This window comes from Janthinobacterium sp. GW460-12-1-14-LB5 (assembly GCF_059423585.1).
Genome location: NZ_JBWKYD010000017.1, coordinates 74,605 through 88,367 on the forward strand (window position 1 = coordinate 74,605; position 13,763 = coordinate 88,367).

The window sequence follows — 13,763 nt, forward strand, 5'->3', positions numbered from 1 at the left end:
GTGACTCATTCTTTTGCTCCTTGCTTGGCCTTCGGTTCTTTTTTACGGAACATCTCGAGCATGCGCTGCGTGACGAGGAAGCCGCCAAACACGTTGACGGCGGCCAGGGCCACGGCCAGGGTGCCGGCCGCCTGCGCCAACGGGCCTTGCGTCAGGCCGGCCGCCAGCATGGCGCCGATGATGATGATGGCGGAAATGGCATTGGTAACGGCCATCAGCGGCGTATGCAGCGCCGGCGTGACGGTCCAGACGACGTGATAGCCGACATAAATGGCCAGCACGAAGATGATCAGGTTAATGATGGTGTGACTGATTTCCATGATGTTGTTTTCTCCGGCGCCGCGTTATTTTCTGAGGATGTCATTGCCCGCGCAAACCAGGCTGGCCTTGATGATTTCATCCTCGCGGTCGATCAGCAATTGATCGTCCTTGTCGATGATGAGCTTTAAAAAGTCCAGCACGTTGCGCGCATACAGGGCCGAGGCGTCGGCCGCCACCAGGGTCGCCAGATTCGGCTCGCCGACGATATACACGCCGTGCTTGAGCACCGTCTTGCCCAGCTCGGACAGGGGGCAGTTGCCGCCCTGCTCGACGGCCAGGTCGACGATGACGGAGCCCGGTTTCATGGCTTTCACCGTTTCTTCTGAAATGAGCACGGGCGCGGCGCGGCCGGGAATCAGGGCCGTGGTGATGATGATGTCGGCCAGTTTCGCCCGTTCGTGCACCAGTTCGGCCTGGCGCCGCATCCAGTCGGCCGGCATGGCGCGCGCATAGCCGCCCGAACCCTTGGCGATTTCCTTTTCTTCATCGGTGAGGAAAGGCACATCGAGGAACTTGGCGCCCAGGGACTCCACTTGTTCCTTGACGGGCGGGCGCACGTCGGACGCTTCGATGACGGCGCCCAGGCGCTTGGCCGTGGCGATCGCCTGCAAACCGGCCACGCCCACGCCCATGATCAGCACGCGGGCCGCCTTGACGGTGCCGGCCGCCGTCATCAGCATGGGCATGAAGCGCTGATAGGTATTTGCGGCCACCAGCACGGCCTTGTAGCCGGCGATGTTCGCCTGCGATGACAGCACGTCCATCGATTGCGCGCGCGTGATGCGCGGCACGGCTTCCAGCGCGAAGGCGGACAGCCCGGCCGTGGCCATGGCGGCGATATTGTCCGCGTCAAACGGGTTCAACATGCCGATCAGCACCGTGCCGCTGGCCATCAGGGCCCGCTCAGCGGCGTCCGGTGCGCGCACCTTGAGCACGATGGCGCAACCGTATGCTTCCTGGGCGGTGCCGATCTGCGCGCCGGCGGCGGCATAGGCTTCATCGGGAATCGACGCTTGCAGGCCCGCTCCCGACTGCACGACGACTTGATGCTTGGCTGCCAGCTTCTTGACTGTCTCGGGCGTTGCTGCCACCCGCGTTTCACCAGGCCGTGTTTCGGCCGGTATGCCTATCCTCATGATGCCTCCGCTAATTGATAAACTGACTAGAATCTAACACGGAAAGCAGCGCGTTAAACGTTTGTGAACCAGCAACTTTTAGTCGTACGACACTAATTTCATCAACATCCCACGATTCGTTTCACCATGCGGCGCAGCGACCATATTGTGGGAAAGGTGTGTCAATCTCACCACAGTCGAGCCTGCGTGCGCGCTTGTTTTGACCACAGGGAAAGCCTATATTAGCGGGCGTTTCCTGCCATCTTGCCGCCTAAGCCCCCATGCTAGTGTGCTCCCCGGGAAAGACGTAAGTACCTCCCACCGCTATTTGCTAAAACGTTGTCATTTATCAATATGTCCGCGCAACAGAAGGCCGGGTTCAAACCGCGCGCGCAGAACAAGATAAAATGTCGGCTCTTTCAAGGATGGAATCATGCCGAGAATCTGGAAACCCTCTGTCACCGTTGCCGCCATCGTCGAGCGCGACGGCCTGTTTTTACTGATTGAAGAAGAGACCAGCGAAGGCATCAAGATCAATCAACCGGCCGGTCACCTCGACCCGTTCGAGTCGCTGGAACAGGCGGTGATCCGCGAAACGCTGGAAGAAGCGGCCTACGATTTCATCCCCACGGCACTGGTCGGCATGTACATGTCGCGCTACCAGTCACTGCGCACGGGCGAGGACGTGACCTATCTGCGCTTCACCTTTTGCGGCACGGCCGGCGCCGAGCATGACCGCCCGCTGGACGAAGGCATCATCCGCACCCTGTGGATGACGCGCGACGAGCTGGCGGCATGCCAGGAACGCCACCGCAGCCCCCTGGTGCTGCAGTGCGTGGACGAATACCTGGCCGGCCGGCGCGCGCCGCTGGCCCTGCTGCACACGCATGCGTCCGTTTTCAATAGCGCATAGCAACATTATCTAAAAAGTAACTGGAAGGCAAGATGAGCAAGAAGAAAGTCGTTATCGGCATGTCGGGTGGGGTCGATTCCTCGGTCGCGGCATGGATGCTGAAGGAACAAGGCTATGAAGTCATCGGCCTGTTCATGAAAAACTGGGAAGATGACGACGATTCGGAATACTGCTCCACGCGCCAGGACTGGATCGACGCGGCCAGCGTGGCCGACGTCATCGGCGTCGATATCGAAGCCGTCAATTTCGCTTCCGAATACAAGGACCGCGTGTTCGCCGATTTCTTGCGCGAATACCAGGCCGGCCGCACGCCGAACCCGGACGTGCTGTGCAACGCCGAAATCAAGTTCAAGGCCTTCCTTGACCACGCCATGACCCTGGGCGCCGACCTGATCGCCACCGGCCACTATGCGCGCGTGCGCCAGGCGCCGACCGATGCGGGCCGCTATGAACTGCTCAAGGCCGTCGACGCCAGCAAGGACCAAAGCTACTTCCTGCACCGCCTGAACCAGGCGCAGTTGTCCAAGACCTTGTTTCCGCTCGGTGAAATCCCGAAGACGCAAGTGCGCCAGATCGCCGAAAAACTGGCCCTGCCGAACGCGCAGAAGAAGGATTCCACGGGTATCTGCTTCATTGGCGAACGCCCGTTCCGCGAATTCTTGAACCGCTACCTGTCGTACAAGCCGGGCCCGATGAAGACGGCCGACGGCAAGACCGTGGGCGAACACGTGGGACTGAGTTTTTACACGCTGGGCCAGCGCAAGGGCATCGGTATCGGCGGCGTGAAGTCGTACCAGAATGCGGACGGCAGCAGCGACGCCTGGTACGTGGCGCGCAAGGATATCGCCAACAATACCCTGTGGGTGGTGCAGGGCCATGACCACCCGTGGCTGCTGTCGCCATCGTTGACGGCCGACCAGGCCAGCTGGGTGGCCGGCACGGCGCCGCAGGCGGGCGCCTTGAGCGCCAAGACACGCTACCGCCAGGCCGACGTGGCTTGCCAGTTGTTGCCGAATGGAAATGAACTGTTCAGCCTGGCCTTTGATCAGGCGCAATGGGCCGTCACGCCGGGCCAGTCGGCCGTGCTGTACGACGGCGATGTGTGCCTCGGTGGCGGCATCATCGCCAGCGCGACGGGCCTGGCTGGCGTCTAGGTATTGCCTTGCGCAGCGGCGGCCAGGGCCTGCTGCTTGCGCACCATGGCGATCACCGTGTTGCGCACGGTTTTCAGGACCGTGTCGGCCATGAAGGGTTTCACGATGAAGCCCGACACGCCCATGGCATGGGCCGCCTGCAGCGAGGCGGCGTCGATGCCGCCCGAGACCATGAAAATGAGCGTCTTCGGGTACTGGGCGCGGATGATTTGCACCACATTCGTCCCGTCTTCCACCTGTTCGCGCGCGATGCAGACGAAATGCGGATGGTGCTTGACCAGCAGCGCCAGACCCAGCGCGCTGGTATGCGTCTGCCCGCAGACGTCGTAGCCGCCATCGGTCAGGACCGTGTTCAGCAGGCCGCGCGCCACGGCGCTGCTATCGATCAGGACTGTCTTTAACATCATGATTACTTCCCTTGCTTGATTTATTCCGTGTTCTGGCCAGAAGAGCTCTATTTTTCCCAGACGAGCTTGTTCCAGGTCACACCCAGGGTCACGTCGGTCTTGAGTTCTACTAACTTTCTTGAAAGATACAGTATTTCCCGCTCTTTTCGCAGGCTTTCGCCCAGCGTGCCGGGCAAAATGCCCGCGCCGGCCATCACGGCGTCGATATTGCCGTAAGCGCGCAACAGTTTCGCGCCCGTCTTCAGGCCGATCTTCGACACGCCGGGGATGCTGTCGGTGACGTCGCCCATCAGCGCCAGCAGGTCGGGCAGCAGTTCCGGCGGCACGCCGAACTTTTTCTCGACCCAGGCGCGGTCGTGCCAGATGCCCTTGAAATGGTCCCACACGAGCGCGCCGTGCGCGATCAGGCCATGCAAATCCTTGTCGGTGGTGGCGATGACGGCCGCGCCGCGCCCCTCGTGCAGCCAGCGCATGACGGCCGTGCCGATCACGTCGTCGGCCTCGACCTCGGGGATGCTGACCACGTGCATGCCGAAGCTGGCCAGCGTGGCGTAAAAGCCGGGCAAGGCGTCGCGCAGCACCTGCGGCATGGGCTGGCGCCCCTCGCGGTAGCCGGCATACAGGGCGTGGCGCCAGGTGGGGCCGCCAAAGTCGAAGGCGGGCAGGATGTGCGTCGGCTCGTGGTCGTTGATGAGGGTGCGGAACGACGACAGCGCATGGCGCAGCGCGATCTCCGCCTTCAGGTCGGAATCGGGTTCAGGACTGGCTTCGTAGACGCGGCGTACGATATTCAAGCCGTCGATAGCGAGGAGTCTGGCCATGCGGTAAGTAAATACTGGTTGAATCGGGCATTTTACCGTATGGAGCGAGCACTATTCCCCGCGAATTCCGCTTGGCAGGTTTTACGCGGCGTACCAACGCCTAACAAAACCGTAGCGAGCGGAAGTGAATTGTGGCTAAGAAGCGCAACCGTACTCAAGTACGGTGAGCATCGCAGGCCGCAAGTCGCGACGCGCAGTAGGTTTGGTTAGGCGTTCTCATTTGGCGAAATCGTAGGGGCCGCCACGCTCGAGCGCGCGCTGGTAGGCGGGCCGCGCGTGGATGCGCTGCAGGAACGCCGTCAGCTTCGGCAGGCGCTCGTCGAGTCCGCCGCGCATGGCGGCCGCTTCCAGCGGAAAGCTCATCTGGATATCGGCCGCCGTGAATTCATTGCCGGCAAACCATTTGCTTTTCTCCAGTTCCGCTTCCATATAGGCCAGCTGGCTGTTGATATTGGGCAGGATGAAGCTGCTCTTGACCTTGCTGGCGATGCCGCGCGCGACCGGTTTGACGAAAAACGGCATCGGCGACGATTCGACCTTGTCAAACACCAGCTTCATCAGCAGCGGCGGCATGGCCGAGCCTTCCGCGAAATGCAGCCAGTAGGTCCAGCGCAGCTTGTCCGGTGTGCCGGCCGCCGGTATCAAACGGCCATTGCCGTAGCGCTCGACCAGGTAATCGATGATGGCGCCCGACTCGGCGATGGTATTGGCGCCATCCGTGATCACGGGCGACTTGCCCAGCGGATGGACGGCTTTCAAGGAAGCGGGCGCCAGCATGGTTTTCGGGTCGCGCTGGTAGCGCTTGACCTCATATTCCAGGCCCAGTTCCTCGAGCAGCCAGAGCACGCGCTGCGAGCGCGAATTGTTCAGATGGTGGACGACGATCATGGTTTTCCCGGTAGCGATGGTTGAGTTCCAGTATAGCCGGGACGGCCGGATCGGGGCAGCGCAAGCGAATCGACGAAAAAATTGCGAAAAACAGTATTTTCAATTGATAACTTTTCAATAATCCCTTATCTTGTTTTGTTTCCAATAAGTAAGGAAACCCCCTGTGGATTTCGACGCAAACAACACTACTCCCAGACAAGAAGCCATCACCTTCAGCGCCACCGGCAGCGAATACTTCCGTATCTGGATCGTTAACCTGCTGCTGAGCATCGTCACCCTGGGCATTTACTCGGCCTGGGCCAAGGTGCGCCGCAACCGCTATTTCTATTCCAGCACCCACCTGGCCGGCAGCAGCTTCGAATACCATGGCAATGCCGTGGCCATCCTGAAGGGCCGCATCGCCGCCGTGGTGCTGATCGCCGGCTACAACATCGCCTTCCAGGTCTCGCCCATCGTCGGCTTGCTGATGTTCGTGCTGCTGGCCGCCATCCTGCCCTGGCTGATATGGAAAAGCCTGCAATTCAAGCTGTACAACACCAGCTACCGTGGTATCCGCTTCGGCTTCAGCGGCAGCGCCAGGGAGGCCTACAAGTACTTCCTGTGGCTGCCCATCCTGAATACCTTCACGGGCGGCCTGATGACGCCTTTCCTGCACCAGCGCCTGAAGCGCTTCCAGCACACGCAAAGCCGTTTCGGCGCCACCCATTTCAGCTTTGACGCCACGGTCGGCAGCTTCTACAAGACCTATCTGCTGTTCTTCGCGCTGCTGCTGGGCGGGCTGCTGGTGCTGGTTTTCGTCGTCTTCGGCAGCATGTTCGCCTCGTTTTCCGCCGATATGAGTGACAGGGCCAAGCTCGAAAGCGTGCTGTTTGCCATCGGCGCCCTGTACCTGTGGGCGTTTACCGTGCTGCCGCTGTTCCTGACCATGATCCAGAACCTGATCTGGAACAATACGCGCTTGCAGCAGCACCAGTTCCAGTCGCAGCTGACGTGGGGCCGCACCACCTTCGTCATGCTGACTAACCTGCTGGGCGTGGTCTTCACCCTGGGCCTGTTTACGCCATTCGCCCAGGTGCGCTGGCTGAAGTACCGCCTGGAGGCGACCTCGATGCTGGTGCATGGCAGCCTGGACGAGTTCGTCGCCGCCACGGGCCAGCAAGTATCGGCCACGGGCGAAGGCATGGTCGACCTGCTGGACTTCGACCTGTCGCTGTAAGCAATGAACGCCGACACGCAAGAAGACCACGCCGCGCTGGCCGCCCGCTATTTCGACGGCCAGAGTTCGCGCCTGTACCACGTCACGCTCAGCGTGCGCGATGGCGTGGCCGTGCTGGCGGGCGACATCGAGCGCAGCTGCCCGCTGGGCGAGCTGCACGTGTCCGAACGCAGCCGCCACGCCGTGCGCAAGGTCAGCTTTCCAGACGGCGCCTACCTGGAAATCGCCGACCAGGCGGCCTTCAACGAGATGCTGCACGCCACGGGCCACCGCGACGGCTGGGTGGTGCGGCTGCAGCAAAGCTGGCGCGGCGCCCTGCTGGCGACGGTGGCCACGGTGCTGGCCCTCTGGCTCAGCTATCAATACCTGCTGCCGCTGGCGGCGCAAGGCATCGCCCATGCGATTCCACAATCGGTCGAGCGCCAGCTGGGCCAGGGCGTGCTCGATTTCCTCGACAGCCACGTGTTTGAAGCGAGCAAGCTCGCTGAGACGCGCCAGCAAGCCTTGCGCAATCAGTTCGCGCGCCTGGCCACGCCCGGCGACAGCGCGCCCGCGCACCGCATCGTTTTCCGCAAGAGCAAGATCGGCCCGAATGCGTTTGCCCTGCCTTCGGGCGACATCGTGCTGACCGACGAAATGATCGAACTGCTGCCGGACGACCTGGCCATCATGGGCGTGCTGGCGCATGAGCTGGGCCATTTGCAGCAGCGCCACCTGACGCGCCGCATCATCCAGACCTCGGCCGTGGGCGCCGGCGCGGCGCTGCTGTTCGGCGACGTGTCGACGGTGGTGGCGACCCTGCCGCCGCTGCTGCTGGACTTGAAGTATTCGCGCGATGTCGAACGCGATGCGGACGACTACGCGATCGCCATGCTGCGCCAGAACGGCATCGCGCTGGAACATCTGGCGCAGGTGTTTGTCGCCTTGGGCAAGCTGGACGAGGGCACGCCGTATCTGTCGAGCCATCCGGCCAGCGCCGAGCGGATCGAGCGCATCCGCGCCGCACAGCGCTAAGCGCCTCACGCGGCGCCTCCGGGCGCCGCGTTCTTTCCCACCAGCACGTTCCGTGAATCGAAGGTAGACTCATCAGTTATCAGTCTGACTTCCCCGGAGTGCCCATGCACCTAGTACCATTTCGCTACCTGACCTTCATTGCGACGGCAGCCATCTTTGTCCTGTCCCTGTTTTACTACGATCACTACTGGCTGCCCGTGCTGGCCGGTGCCCTGACCCTGGTCGGCATCAGCGACCTGCTGCAAACGAAGCGCGCCCTGCGCCGCAACTATCCCATCCTCGCGCACTTCCGCTTCTTTTTTGAAAGCATCCGCCCCGAAATCCGCCAGTATTTCCTGGAAAGCGACAGCGAGGCGACGCCGTTTTCGCGCAGCCAGCGCAGCATCGTCTACCAGCGCGCCAAGGAGCAGACGGACAAGCGCCCGTTCGGCACCCAGCTCGACGTGTACCAGGCCGGCTACGAATGGATCAACCATTCCATCGCCCCCGCCAAGGTCACGGGACACGACTTCCGCATCGAGATCGGCAACCACCCGGACTGCCCGCGCCATAAACCGTATTCGGCCAGCGTCTTCAATATCTCGGCGATGAGCTTTGGCGCCCTGTCCGCCAACGCCATCCTGGCCCTGAACGGCGGCGCGCGCAGCGGCGGCTTCATGCACGATACGGGCGAAGGCAGCATCAGCCCCTACCACCGCGAAAACGGCGGCGACCTGGTATGGGAAATCGGCTCCGGCTACTTCGGCTGCCGCAACCAGGACGGCACGTTTTCGGAAGAGCGCTTCATCGCCAACGCCAGCTCGGAGCAAGTGAAAATGATCGAGCTGAAAATGTCGCAGGGCGCCAAGCCGGGCCACGGCGGCGTGCTGCCCGGCCCGAAAGTGACGATCGAGATCGCCACCACGCGCGGCGTGATGGTGGGCGAGGATTGCGTCTCGCCGGCGGCGCACAGCGCCTTTTCCACGCCACTGGAAATGCTGCGCTTCATCGACCGCCTGCGCACGCTCTCCGGCGGCAAGCCGACGGGCTTCAAGCTGGCCATCGGCCACCCGTGGGAATTCTTCGCCATCGTGAAAGCCATGCTCGAAACGGGCATCACGCCCGACTTCATCGTCGTCGACGGCAGCGAAGGCGGCACGGGCGCGGCGCCCCTGGAATTTACGGACCACGTGGGCACGCCGCTGCAGGAAGCGCTGGTGCTCGTGCATAACACCCTGGTGGGCGCCAACCTGCGAGACAGGATCAAGATCGGCTGCTCGGGCAAGATCATCACGGCCTTCGACATCGCCCGCCTGCTGGCGCTGGGCGCCGACTGGTGCAATTCGGCGCGCGGCTTCATGTTCGCGCTGGGCTGCATCCAGTCGCAAAGCTGCCACACGGACCGCTGCCCCACGGGCGTGGCCACGCAAGACCCGCAGCGCCAGCGCGCGCTGGTGGTATCCGACAAGATCGCCCGCGTGGCGCACTTCCACCAGAACACCATGAAGGCGCTGGCCGAACTGATCGCCGCCGCCGGCCTGGCGCACCCGCAGGAGCTGCGCCCGCACCACCTGGTGCGGCGCATCTCGCCGAACCAGGTCAAACTGGCCTCGGCCCTGCTGCCCTTCCTGGAAGCGGGCCAGCTGCTCGACCCGAGCCAGTTGCCGCAGCTGCCGCCCGTGTTCGGCCTGTACTGGCCCAAGGCGCAATCGGCCTCGTTCCAGCGCCTCGATTGATGCGGTGTTTGCGCAAGCGGAGCAATACCACTTAATAACCACTTGCGCAAAAACCCAAATCCAATACAATACCAAAACAAGTACAAAACCAGGGCAGCTTTTCCGGTGACCGCCTCGATGCGCCACCACGGTGCCAGAATACGTATGCCGTCGTCACAATCAATACCGGAGGAGTTGCAGCATGGAGCAGGGTTTGCGCGAGAAAATAGGACAGTTGTTCATGGTGGGCTTCGACGCCCTGCAGGCGGACGAGCATATCAAGACCTTGATACGCAACAAGAAGGTGGGCGGCGTGATCCTGTTCCGCCGCAACGTGCATACGCCCGCGCAAGTGTCGGCCCTGTGCCGCGAGCTGCAGGAGATCAACGCTGAAGTGTCCGACATCCCGCTCTTGATCTCGATCGACCAGGAAGGCGGCATGGTGATGCGCATCGAGCAGGGCGTCACGCCGATTCCCGCGGCGATGGCCTTCCAGGCGGCCGGCTCCATCGAAGACTGCGAACGCATGAACCAGATCAGCGGCGATGAAATGCGCCAGATCGGCATCAATATGCTGCTCGCGCCCGTGCTGGATGTGAACAACAACCGCAACAACCCCGTCATCGGCGTGCGCGCGTATGGCGAAGATGCCGCCACCGTCATCGACTACGGCATGGCGGCCATGCGCGGCCAGCGCGCCAGCGGCATGGCCGTCACCGCCAAGCACTTCCCCGGCCACGGCGACACGGCCATCGACACGCATTACGCCATGGCCCTGGTCCCGCACGACAAGGAACGCCTGCGCGCCGTGGAACTGGCGCCCTTCCGCGCGGCGATTGCCGGCGGCGTGGACGCCATCATGACGGCGCACGTGGTCTTTCCCGCCTTCGAGGCCGACACCAGCGTGCCGGCGACGCTATCGAAAGGCGTGCTGACGGACCTGCTGCGCGGTGAAATGCAATACAAGGGCGTGGTCATCACGGATTGCCTGGAAATGGCGGCCATCGCCGACGGCATCGGCATCGCCCAGGGTGCCATCGCCACCTTGCAGGCGGGCGCCGACATCGTCCTCATCTCGCACCGCGAAGCGCAGCAGACGGCGGCCATCGACGCCGTCCTCGCCGCCGTGGAGCGCGGCGACATCGCGCTCTCCCGCATCGACGCGGCGCTTGCCCGCGTGGCGGAACTCAAGCGCAACCGCGCCGTGCGCGACTGGCGCGAACGTCCCGTCGCCCCGCCGGCGCTGATGCAGCCGGCCGCCATGGCCCTGTCGCAGCTGCTGCAAAAGGCGGCGCTGCGCGTGCAGGGCGACTACCGCCCGCTCGACGCCAGCCTGCCCGTGACCCTGCTGACGGTGGAAGTGCGCTCGCGCAGCGAAATCGACGAAGTGGCGCTGGGCCGCAACAAGGAAGCGCGCAGCTCGATGCTGCCGGCGCTGCTCGAAGCGGGCCTGGACGTGTGCGAATACGCCCTGTCGGCCGAAGCGCTGGACGAGGAAGTGGCGGCTGCCATTGATTTTGCGCAAGGCGCGCAACAGATCGTGCTGCAAACGTATAACGCCATGTTCGTCGACGGCCAGCGCCGCCTGGTCGAGGCCCTGCCGCACGATAAACTGTGGCTGGTGGCGGGCCGTTTGCCCTACGACCTGGATCTGGCGCCCAAGGCGCAAGGCCGCCTGGCCGCCTTCGGCTGCCGCCCGGCCGCGCTGGTGCCGGTCGTCGACAAGCTGGCCGGCAAAGCGTAAGCGCAGTACCGGCGAAAAAAAACCCGCAGCAGCGGGTTTTTTTACGTTCAGGGCCGCTGAACTGCTGGCACGGGCGGCAGGGCCGCCACCGCCAGCAAGGCAAACGGCCCGAAAAACAGGCCGATGCCGAACCAGAGTCCCCCGTGGCGGCCGCGCCGGCTGGCCAGCAGCCAGGTGGCGACGGCAAACAGAAACATGAAGATCAACAGTATCGCCATTGCCACTCCTTGCCATGCGGAAAGCCCAGTGTAGCCCACGGGCGCGCCCGTGACCAGACGTACATCAATCCTGGCGCTGTACCTGCATCAGGATCACGCGCTTGCTGCTGCCGTCGGCCGGCGGCGTGGCGGACGGCGGCGGCGGGCTGTCGCAAGAGCCGCAGGAACCGCAGCCGCTGCCACAACCGGGCGCCACCTTGAACAGCACCGACATCTTCGCCTCGTCGAGGCCGCAGCGCACCAGGCCGCGCACGATGGCGCGGCGCACGCCCGCCGGCAGGTACTTGGTCGAAAAATGCAGCAGCGCGGCAGCGACGATCAGGGCGACGATAAGGGTTTGCCACATGGTTTTCTCCTAAGCGCCCAGCATCAGGGCGAGGCGGTACGTGATGAACGAGGCGGCATACGCGAGCGCGAACATATAGCCGGCCATCAGCAGCGGATAGCGCCAGCCGCCCGTCTCGCGTTTCACCACGGAGAGGGTCGACAGGCACTGCGGCGCGAACACATACCAGGCCAGCAGCGACAACGCAGTGGCCATCGACCACGAATGGGCGATCAGCGGTTCCAGGGTGGACGCCAGCGCGTCGCCCGTTTGCGACAGCGCATACACGGTGCCCAGGGCGCCGACGGCCACTTCACGCGCCGCCATGCCCGGCACCAGCGCGATGCAGATCTGCCAGTTGAAACCGATGGGCGCGAAGATCACTTCCAGGCCGCGGCCCAGGATGCCGGCCAGGCTGTAGTAGATGGGCGGGTGAATCGCGTTGTCCGGCGCGCCGGGGAAGGTGCTGAGGAACCACAGGATGATCATCAGGCTCAGGATGATGGTGCCGACGCGCGTGAGGAAGATCTTCGCGCGCTCCCACAGGCTGACGGCCAGGTTGCGCAAATGCGGCCAGTGGTAGGCGGGCAATTCCAGCAGCAGCGGCTGGTTGCCGCGCACGCCCATGCTGCGCTTCATGACCCAGGCCACGGCCATGGCCGAGATGATGCCGGCGAAGTACAGCACGAACAGCACCAGGCCTTGCAGGCTCAGGTAGCCCCATACCTGGCGCTCGGGAATGAAGGCGGCGATGATCAGCGCGTACACGGGCAGGCGCGCCGAACACGTCATCAGCGGCGCGATCATGATGGTAACGAGGCGGTCGCGCGGGTTCTGGATGGTGCGCGCCGCCATCACGCCGGGAATGGCGCAGGCAAAGCTCGACAGCAGCGGGATGAAGGCGCGGCCGGACAGGCCCACGCCGCCCATCAGGCGGTCCAGCAAAAAGGCCGCGCGCGGCAGGTAGCCGCAGTCTTCCAGGCTCAGGATGAAGAAGAACAGGATCAGAATTTGCGGCAGGAATACCAGCACGCTGCCGACGCCGCCGATGATGCCTTCGACCAGCAGGCTTTTCAGGTGGCCGTCGGGCATGTTCGCCGTCAGCACGGCGCCCAGGTGGCCCACGCCATCGGTGATCATTTCCATCGGCGTGGCGGCCCAGGCAAACACGGCCTGGAAGATCAGGAACATCAGCACGGCCAGGATGATGGGGCCGAAGACGGGGTGCAGCACCACGTCATCGATCTTTTCCGTCAGGTTGCCGCTGTCGCCCGTGTCGTTGCTGACGGTGGCCAGGATGCGGCGCACTTCGCGCTGCGTTTCTTCGACGCTGACGGCATCGATGGCCGCCAGCGGTTTCGCTTCCACGACCGGCAGCGGCAGCATGGCGTCGATGGCGTTCAGCAAGGCTTTTTCGCCGTCGTGCTGCACCGCCACGGTTTCCACCACGGGCATGCCCAGTTCCTGCGACAGCTTGCCCGTGTCGATCAGCATGCCGCGCTTGCGCGCCACGTCCGTCATGTTCAGCGCCAGCAGCATGGGCAGGCCCAGGCGCTGGACTTCCAGCACCAGGCGCAGATTCAGGCGCAAATTGGTGGCGTCGACGACGCAGATGATGGCGTCCGGACGCGGGTCGCCGCGGCGCAGCCCGCCCACCACGTCGCGCGTGATGGCTTCATCGGGCGTGGTGGCCGACAGGCTGTAGGCGCCCGGCAGGTCGAGCACGCGCACGGGTTTGCCGGCGGGCGAAGTGAAATGGCCTTCCTTGCGCTCGATGGTCACGCCGGCGTAGTTCGCCACTTTCTGGCGCGCGCCCGTCAACCGGTTGAACAGGGCGGTCTTGCCGCAGTTCGGATTGCCCAGCAAGGCAATTTGTGGCTGATGCGGCGGCTTGTGCACACCCGCATCGACAATAGTTTCGACAGCACCCATG

14 protein-coding genes are annotated in these 13,763 nt (G+C 63.5%); 6 read left to right on the forward strand and 8 right to left on the reverse strand.

Annotation, left to right across the window (positions count from 1 at the left end; genetic code table 11):
• Positions 1-5: 5 nt before the first annotated feature.
• The gene (locus AC07X6_RS18365) at positions 6-320 is read right to left on the reverse strand and encodes an NAD(P) transhydrogenase subunit alpha part 2 (RefSeq protein WP_494791935.1); all 315 of its coding nucleotides are present in this window, start codon (positions 318-320) and stop codon (positions 6-8) included.
• A 24-nt stretch (positions 321-344) separates the two neighbouring features.
• Complete coding sequence (locus AC07X6_RS18370) at positions 345-1,457, reverse strand: Re/Si-specific NAD(P)(+) transhydrogenase subunit alpha (RefSeq protein ID WP_474293292.1); 1,113 nt, start codon at positions 1,455-1,457, stop codon at positions 345-347.
• 412 nt (positions 1,458-1,869) lie between these two features.
• On the opposite strand from AC07X6_RS18370, the gene AC07X6_RS18375 reads away from it, so the two are divergent.
• Together AC07X6_RS18375 and mnmA are read left to right on the forward strand one after the other, a co-directional pair.
• Positions 1,870-2,349: an NUDIX hydrolase gene (locus AC07X6_RS18375; RefSeq protein ID WP_034745637.1), complete on the forward strand. Its 480-nt coding sequence runs from the start codon at positions 1,870-1,872 to the stop codon at positions 2,347-2,349.
• 32 nt (positions 2,350-2,381) lie between these two features.
• Positions 2,382-3,503, forward strand: a complete 1,122-nt coding sequence (mnmA, locus tag AC07X6_RS18380; protein WP_230539191.1) for a tRNA 2-thiouridine(34) synthase MnmA — start codon at positions 2,382-2,384, stop codon at positions 3,501-3,503.
• Here mnmA and AC07X6_RS18385 read toward each other — a convergent pair.
• The 3 genes from AC07X6_RS18385 to AC07X6_RS18395 form a co-directional block, all read right to left on the reverse strand.
• Entirely contained in the window at positions 3,500-3,907 is a 408-nt protein-coding gene (locus AC07X6_RS18385) for a response regulator (protein WP_494791982.1), read from the reverse strand. The two genes, mnmA and AC07X6_RS18385, sit on opposite strands and share 4 nt — an antisense overlap.
• A 50-nt stretch (positions 3,908-3,957) precedes the next feature.
• Entirely contained in the window at positions 3,958-4,731 is a 774-nt protein-coding gene (locus AC07X6_RS18390) for a 5'-3' exonuclease (protein ID WP_230539192.1), read from the reverse strand.
• Positions 4,732-4,947: 216 nt separating this feature from the next.
• Positions 4,948-5,619: a glutathione S-transferase gene (locus AC07X6_RS18395; protein ID WP_494791936.1), complete on the reverse strand. Its 672-nt coding sequence runs from the start codon at positions 5,617-5,619 to the stop codon at positions 4,948-4,950.
• Between the two features lie 163 nt (positions 5,620-5,782).
• Between AC07X6_RS18395 and AC07X6_RS18400 the strand changes: the two genes are divergently transcribed.
• From AC07X6_RS18400 to nagZ, 4 genes are all read left to right on the forward strand, one after another.
• Positions 5,783-6,835, forward strand: coding sequence for a YjgN family protein (locus AC07X6_RS18400; RefSeq protein ID WP_494791937.1), 1,053 nt, complete (start codon positions 5,783-5,785; stop codon positions 6,833-6,835).
• 3 nt (positions 6,836-6,838) lie between these two features.
• The gene (locus AC07X6_RS18405) at positions 6,839-7,849 is read left to right on the forward strand and encodes a M48 family metallopeptidase (RefSeq protein ID WP_494791938.1); all 1,011 of its coding nucleotides are present in this window, start codon (positions 6,839-6,841) and stop codon (positions 7,847-7,849) included.
• 104 nt (positions 7,850-7,953) lie between these two features.
• On the forward strand, positions 7,954-9,564 hold the full coding sequence (locus tag AC07X6_RS18410; RefSeq protein ID WP_494791939.1) for an FMN-binding glutamate synthase family protein: 1,611 nt from the start codon (positions 7,954-7,956) through the stop codon (positions 9,562-9,564).
• A 181-nt stretch (positions 9,565-9,745) separates the two neighbouring features.
• Complete coding sequence (nagZ, locus tag AC07X6_RS18415) at positions 9,746-11,287, forward strand: beta-N-acetylhexosaminidase (RefSeq protein WP_494791940.1); 1,542 nt, start codon at positions 9,746-9,748, stop codon at positions 11,285-11,287.
• 47 nt (positions 11,288-11,334) lie between these two features.
• On the opposite strand, the gene AC07X6_RS18420 is transcribed toward nagZ, so the two are convergent.
• The 3 genes from AC07X6_RS18420 to feoB all read right to left on the reverse strand — a co-directional run bounded on the left by AC07X6_RS18420 (position 11,335) and on the right by feoB (position 13,762).
• Positions 11,335-11,505, reverse strand: coding sequence for a hypothetical protein (locus AC07X6_RS18420; RefSeq protein ID WP_474293307.1), 171 nt, complete (start codon positions 11,503-11,505; stop codon positions 11,335-11,337).
• Between the two features lie 64 nt (positions 11,506-11,569).
• Positions 11,570-11,851, reverse strand: coding sequence for a hypothetical protein (locus AC07X6_RS18425; RefSeq protein WP_230539199.1), 282 nt, complete (start codon positions 11,849-11,851; stop codon positions 11,570-11,572).
• Between the two features lie 9 nt (positions 11,852-11,860).
• Positions 11,861-13,762 (reverse strand): ferrous iron transporter B, encoded by a 1,902-nt coding sequence (gene feoB, locus AC07X6_RS18430; protein ID WP_494791941.1) that lies wholly within the window; start codon positions 13,760-13,762, stop codon positions 11,861-11,863.
• Between the last annotated feature and the right edge of the window lies 1 nt (position 13,763).

What these genes read in the sequence shown, in the direction of transcription:
- AC07X6_RS18365 (WP_494791935.1), bottom strand. Translation starts at nt 320, where the DNA reads ATGGAAATCAGTCACACCATCATTAACCTGATCATCTTCGTGCTGGCC.
- feoB (WP_494791941.1), bottom strand. Translation starts at nt 13,762, where the DNA reads ATGGGTGCTGTCGAAACTATTGTCGATGCGGGTGTGCACAAGCCGCCG.
- AC07X6_RS18405 (WP_494791938.1), top strand. Translation starts at nt 6,839, where the DNA reads ATGAACGCCGACACGCAAGAAGACCACGCCGCGCTGGCCGCCCGCTAT.
- AC07X6_RS18390 (WP_230539192.1), bottom strand. Translation starts at nt 4,731, where the DNA reads ATGGCCAGACTCCTCGCTATCGACGGCTTGAATATCGTACGCCGCGTC.
- AC07X6_RS18420 (WP_474293307.1), bottom strand. Translation starts at nt 11,505, where the DNA reads ATGGCGATACTGTTGATCTTCATGTTTCTGTTTGCCGTCGCCACCTGG.
- nagZ (WP_494791940.1), top strand. Translation starts at nt 9,746, where the DNA reads ATGGAGCAGGGTTTGCGCGAGAAAATAGGACAGTTGTTCATGGTGGGC.
- AC07X6_RS18410 (WP_494791939.1), top strand. Translation starts at nt 7,954, where the DNA reads ATGCACCTAGTACCATTTCGCTACCTGACCTTCATTGCGACGGCAGCC.
- AC07X6_RS18395 (WP_494791936.1), bottom strand. Translation starts at nt 5,619, where the DNA reads ATGATCGTCGTCCACCATCTGAACAATTCGCGCTCGCAGCGCGTGCTC.
- mnmA (WP_230539191.1), top strand. Translation starts at nt 2,382, where the DNA reads ATGAGCAAGAAGAAAGTCGTTATCGGCATGTCGGGTGGGGTCGATTCC.
- AC07X6_RS18375 (WP_034745637.1), top strand. Translation starts at nt 1,870, where the DNA reads ATGCCGAGAATCTGGAAACCCTCTGTCACCGTTGCCGCCATCGTCGAG.
- AC07X6_RS18425 (WP_230539199.1), bottom strand. Translation starts at nt 11,851, where the DNA reads ATGTGGCAAACCCTTATCGTCGCCCTGATCGTCGCTGCCGCGCTGCTG.
- AC07X6_RS18370 (WP_474293292.1), bottom strand. Translation starts at nt 1,457, where the DNA reads ATGAGGATAGGCATACCGGCCGAAACACGGCCTGGTGAAACGCGGGTG.
- AC07X6_RS18385 (WP_494791982.1), bottom strand. Translation starts at nt 3,907, where the DNA reads ATGTTAAAGACAGTCCTGATCGATAGCAGCGCCGTGGCGCGCGGCCTG.